The 5,180-nt window shown below is 38.2% G+C and carries 7 protein-coding genes; 5 read left to right on the top strand and 2 right to left on the bottom strand.

Annotated elements, in window-relative coordinates:
- The first annotated feature begins 175 nt into the window (after positions 1–175).
- The 4 genes from AC4PL9_RS14920 to AC4PL9_RS14905 are packed head-to-tail and all read left to right on the top strand — an operon-like array spanning position 176 to position 2,446.
- Positions 176–655 carry a sterol desaturase family protein gene (locus AC4PL9_RS14920; RefSeq protein ID WP_343790558.1) on the top strand — a complete coding sequence of 160 codons (480 nt, stop codon included), beginning with the start codon at positions 176–178 and terminating at the stop codon, positions 653–655.
- Entirely contained in the window at positions 655–1,374 is a 720-nt protein-coding gene (locus AC4PL9_RS14915) for a lycopene cyclase domain-containing protein (RefSeq protein WP_491605550.1), read from the top strand. Before AC4PL9_RS14920 ends, AC4PL9_RS14915 begins: the two co-directional genes overlap by 1 nt.
- A complete protein-coding gene (locus tag AC4PL9_RS14910) occupies positions 1,367–1,735 on the top strand; it encodes a CoA-binding protein (RefSeq protein ID WP_491605549.1) in 369 nt (122 codons plus the stop codon). Before AC4PL9_RS14915 ends, AC4PL9_RS14910 begins: the two co-directional genes overlap by 8 nt.
- 9 nt (positions 1,736–1,744) lie before the next feature.
- Positions 1,745–2,446 carry a YqjF family protein gene (locus AC4PL9_RS14905; RefSeq protein WP_491605548.1) on the top strand — a complete coding sequence of 234 codons (702 nt, stop codon included), beginning with the start codon at positions 1,745–1,747 and terminating at the stop codon, positions 2,444–2,446.
- Positions 2,447–2,539: 93 nt separating this feature from the next.
- Here the strand turns inward: AC4PL9_RS14905 and AC4PL9_RS14900 are convergent, their stop codons facing one another.
- Positions 2,540–3,676 (bottom strand): hypothetical protein, encoded by a 1,137-nt coding sequence (locus AC4PL9_RS14900; protein ID WP_491605547.1) that lies wholly within the window; start codon positions 3,674–3,676, stop codon positions 2,540–2,542.
- 278 nt (positions 3,677–3,954) lie between these two features.
- Here AC4PL9_RS14900 and AC4PL9_RS14895 point away from each other — a divergent pair, with 278 nt between their 5' ends.
- Positions 3,955–4,665: a hypothetical protein gene (locus AC4PL9_RS14895; RefSeq protein WP_491605546.1), complete on the top strand. Its 711-nt coding sequence runs from the start codon at positions 3,955–3,957 to the stop codon at positions 4,663–4,665.
- Positions 4,666–4,673: 8 nt separating this feature from the next.
- Here AC4PL9_RS14895 and AC4PL9_RS14890 read toward each other — a convergent pair whose 3' ends face one another.
- Positions 4,674–5,057, bottom strand: a complete 384-nt coding sequence (locus AC4PL9_RS14890; protein ID WP_491605545.1) for a hypothetical protein — start codon at positions 5,055–5,057, stop codon at positions 4,674–4,676.
- Between the last annotated feature and the right edge of the window lie 123 nt (positions 5,058–5,180).

Below are 5,180 nucleotides of genomic sequence, written 5' to 3'. Positions count from 1 at the left end.
GCATTGACTCAGATAAAGAACATACATTGAAGCCTGTTAAGGTGGTGATTAAATAGATTGTTTTAGTTTAGTAATAAATGTAATTAAGGGCGTGGAAATAACCACGTCCTTTTTTTATGCTAAATTCATTGCACTTTTTGACTTGGAACAACCTATTTCGGCTTAAATTTGTAGTGTGCAGATTATCATTAATATATTAATTGTTACGGGAACCTTCCTTTTTATGGAAGGTTTTGCGTGGTTTTTGCATAAATACGTAATGCATGGTTTTCTGTGGGGTTTACATAGAGATCATCACGTTCCACACAACAAAAAACTGGAAAGAAATGACTTCTTTTCAACTGTTTTCGGGATTCCTTCCTGGTTGTTTATTATGTTCGGTATTATGGATGGACTGGATTGGAAATTGTATGTGGGAATCGGGATTACATTGTACGGAATTTGTTATTTTTTTGTTCACGAAGTTTTAATTCATCAGCGATTACCTTTTTTTAAACACACGGAGAATGTGTATTTCATGGCGCTTCGGAAAGCACATAAAGTACATCATAAACATTTGGGGCCTGAGGATGGTGAATGTTTCGGGATGTTACTGGTACCTCGTAAGTATTTTGTTGAAGCGGCAGGTTACCTAAAAAGAAAAAAAGGGAAATAATGCTTACATATCTATATTTGTTTCTGAACATATTTTCTATTTCGTACCCGTTGTTTAAAACGTGGGATGAAAGAGTTTTGATGAGACAGAATCAAAAAGAAATCTGGTTTTCTATCGTTATAGTAGCGTTTGTGTTTATCGTTTGGGATAGCGTCTTTACACATTTTGGTTTTTGGGGATTTAATCAGAATTATCTTGTTGGACTATCTATTGTGAATCTTCCAATTGAAGAAGTATTATTCTTCTTTTGTATTCCCTATGCTTGCGTTTTTATCTATGAAGTAATCCGCTATTACGATAAAAATAATTCTGTTCAAAAATGGGGGAAAAGAATCAATGCACTGTGGCTTTTGTTAAGCATAGCGTTATTGATTATAGGATGGGAGAAGTGGTACACTTTTCTGACAGCAGTTCTTTTAATACTATTGCTGTCTGTTCATCAGTTTGTGCTTACGAATAATAGAACGTATCTGGGGAGGTTTTATTTAGCTTTTCTGTTTATTTTGATTCCGTTTTTACTTGTCAATGGCGTGCTTACAGGGAGTCTCATTCCCGATCAGGTAGTGTGGTATAGCGAAAGCGAGATAATTGGATTTCGCCTGTATACAATTCCGGTTGAGGATACGTTTTATTGTTTACTGATGATGCTGTCGGTAATAACCATTTACGAATCTTCTCTGAGAAGGAGAGCAAATGTTCAAAAACTTGGCTATGAGTGAAAAGAAGTTAACATTAGTATTGGGAGCAAGCCCTAAAGAAGATCGTTACTCTTATCAGGCTCTATTGTTGTTGCAAAAACATCAACACCCGGTTATTGCAGTGGGAAATAGAGAAGGAGTGGTAGGAGAAGTGTCTATCGTGCGTTCAATACCCGTTCATGAACCCGTTGATACATTGACTATGTATTTATCTGCGAGAAATCAGAAAGGGTATTACAAAGATATTCTGGAACTGCATCCGAAAAGAGTGATCTTTAATCCCGGTGCAGAGAACCCGGATTTTGAAAAAGTATTGAACGAGAACGGAATAAGTACAGAGAATGCCTGTACACTCGTGTTGTTATCTGTGGGGAATTATTAATAGATCGGGATGATAATTCAAGATCTGCTTAAAGAAACGAAACACAGACCTTATGCACTGCCTTCCGGAAAATGGAAGTACTATCAGGAATGGAATAAAGCTGTTTTCTTGCATTGGAAAGTAATGGTGGATGAACTGAGAACATTTGTTCCCGGTCATTTGGAAATTGATCTTTTTGAGGGGAATGCATGGGTTTCTGTTGTGGCATTTACAATGAATAAAATTCGCCCTCGGATTTTACCTGCATTTTCTCCGGTTTCGGATTTCGACGAAATCAATATACGTACCTATGTGCGAAGAAATAATAAACAGGGGGTTTATTTCCTAAGTATAGAAGGAGGTAAATTATTGTCTTGTAAAATGGCCAGAGGGCTATCCGGTCTTCCATACAGATATTCAGGTATGAAGCGGGAGAAGGGGAGGTATGTCTCAACAAATGAACGTTTCGGAGATGTATTGAAGCTGTCTTTTATGACAGGGGAGACGGTCCTTCAAAAAGATTCTCTTGATAAGTGGTTGACAGAACGGTATGCGCTTTTTCAGGATATAGGGCAGGATATACATGAATTTGATATTCACCATATAGAATGGCCTCTGAAAAAGATTGATGTTGAAGAATTGACCCTGTCTTACCCCAGGTTTTCAAGTCTGGTAAAAGGATTGCCGGATAAAATTCATTATTCACCTGGTGTACAGGTTGTTGCTTGGTAAAAAAAGAAACACCGGGAAGTTTATGTCCCGGTGAATCCGCTTTTTAGTTGTGTGAAAAAGCAGGGCACACTTTAAAGGTTGCACCCAGAAGTTTTAATTATACAATACGAAGCTGTATCCACTTACTCCTCCAGTGAAGGAACTGCTATAGCTGTTGTTGTATATACGTACATTTTCAAAGAAGCTAAAACCTGCTGTAGCAGGATTGATGGAATAGCCTCCGTGTGGGTAAAGGTATCGTATCGTATAGTTGGTATTCAGATTTGATAATCCATAAGGAGAAGTTGCATAACCGTTACTGTTGTTAAGCATATTTAAAGGAGAGTCACTGTCAATGACTGTTCCGTAAGGATCCCCATTGTATATGATCCAATAGTCAAATTTCCAACTTGCCTGAAATCCCCATATTGGTAGATAGTTATTTCTTGTTGCCCAGTTACCAAATCTTCTCTGCTCTGCACGGGCATACCAATAGTAGTTTTGCGAAAGTGAAGAAGTCGTAAAAGAAGAGGTGAAAGTAACAAAACTTCGATATCGATAATTAGAGCCTCTGGCCGGGTCGTTAATCCATCCTCCTCGGTTTCCTGAAGGACCAATTCCGCGTGTGAAGTTATACTCCCCATTTAGCTTTTCCTGAGAGTTATAGTCTATTTCTTTGACTATTGCTCCGGTATTGTCATATACCTTCAGAACACTTCCGTTGAATTCATATAACTGATCGCCTACATGAACTTTTCTGGACGCTCCCAAAACATAGTGAAAGGATGGATCGGTAACAGATACGCGTGTAGAAATGGATCCGTCTTTTTCTTCCAGTCGTTCAAGAACACCAGTTTGCAGGTAATTAAGATATTCTTCCGAAGGTTGGTAATACAACCCCATTGCCTCATATTCTGCAACTGTTAAGTCGGGATCAATACCTTCGAAAAATTTTTCTATTCGTTGGTTCTCCAGCTCCATTATTCGTTGTTCGATAGAGAGCAAGGATTCGAAACCGATTGCTTTTTCCCAGGCTATACGCTCGGCATCGCTCATTTCTGCAAGATGAGGCAGGCTGGAGAGAAAATGAGCTTCATCTTCAAAAACCAACTCCCCATTCGTTGAACGAATAGTATTGTTCGTTTTATTTTGGGTAATTTTCGAATCACTAACAGAAATGTTTTCTTTCTGGCAGGAGTGAAACGATGCGACTGCTACTAAAGTAGCAATACCAAAAACAAGTTTTTTCATTGTTTTGAAATTTAGTTATATAAATAAAAGACTTCGTCAAGAAGAGGTAGGCCTACCATATACTTGAGTATCAAATGTATCATAAAATCCCGTACATGCAAATTTTTTGTTCATTTTAATTCATAGGTTTTGTATGCTGATAGTGAGGAGGAAAAGGACGGGGTGAGTGAAAAATGGGAATAACAATAAAGTAGTATATTTGAGATTAACCTGACTTCTCTTTAGTTGATATTATGGAGAATAGGATATAACAAGGACACAACAGAGCTTGCAATACTATGCAGAATATTATAAAGAAACTAGACGAACAGAATGCTGAAAAGGTAAAAGAGGTGTTTGCCGAACTATTGAAAGGTTACCTGACTCCTGCCTATGGCTCTATGTCAAAGCGGGATTTTGATATACTCCTTTTTATGAAACTTCAACAATTAGGTCTTTTTGAAAAAAATCCTGATCTGTACGAGTTGGTATCTGAGCTGAGAGTAACCCGCGCGAAAGCCCGGAATCTGTTGTATGAATCAAAACTCAGGCAGACAAGTAAAGAGGAGTTGGATGACGAATTGAAAGAGATGCTGAAACGTCCGGTTTTTCTGAAAGACAATGATAAGATAGGAATTGAAATTAGTAACCCGTACCTCATTGACCATTTACGTGCCAAACTGAAACAGCTTAATCACATTACGGATGGTTCTTTTTCTCCGGAACTTGTTCGGTTAACGACTGATGCATTTGTTGCGCTCTTTGAGTCATATTTACCGGAGACCTCCCAAAAAGAAATCAAAAGGGCATTTGTCTCCGTCGGGGCAAAAGAAGATACCTCACTGAAAGGGGTCTTGAAAGGTGTAGTAAAGAAATTGGGAACAAAAGTAGCAGATAAAGCAGGGGGTGCCGTTGCTGATTCTGTTGTTGACTATTTGGGGCCTGTTATTAATGGAAGTATAGCGTCAATTAAAAAGGTTTTTTCCGGTTTTTTTAAGGACGAGGAATAATTTTTTAGTTAAAATACAGCAACGTAGGTAGTGTAAAGAAAGCAAAAAGCCAGAATCGCAGAGACTGGTGTCATAACAAATCGTTCCTTTTTACTTGGAGAAACTAAATTCATAATGGTATTAAGGCAAAGATAACCGCCAAATGAATAGCCCGCATAATAATACCAGGCAGGTAGGCTGCTGTGTTGAATAAAATTACCCAAAATCAGTAGAGTGTAAAGGGCAAAACCCAAGAGTATAGCCGACAAAATACTGGCAATTCGAAGTGTTGGAGGGAGTACTTTGTGCTTACCTCCCATTGAGTATTCTCCCAGAGGAAATCCCAGCGCGAGTAGTAACTGAAAAATAATAAGGAGCATAATGCAAAAAGAGCCGATCCAGATGGTTATCATTTTTTCAATTTTTAAGCTCGAATTTACGAATTAAACCATTCCTGAGAAGAGCGTTTAGCTCAGGTTTTCCTGATTTGAAAACCGATGTTTACTGCGTCTTTCCTGTTGTTTATTACGCATTCT

The organism is Wandonia sp., assembly GCF_984588085.1.
This window is presented reverse-complemented; position numbering and strand designations above follow the sequence as displayed.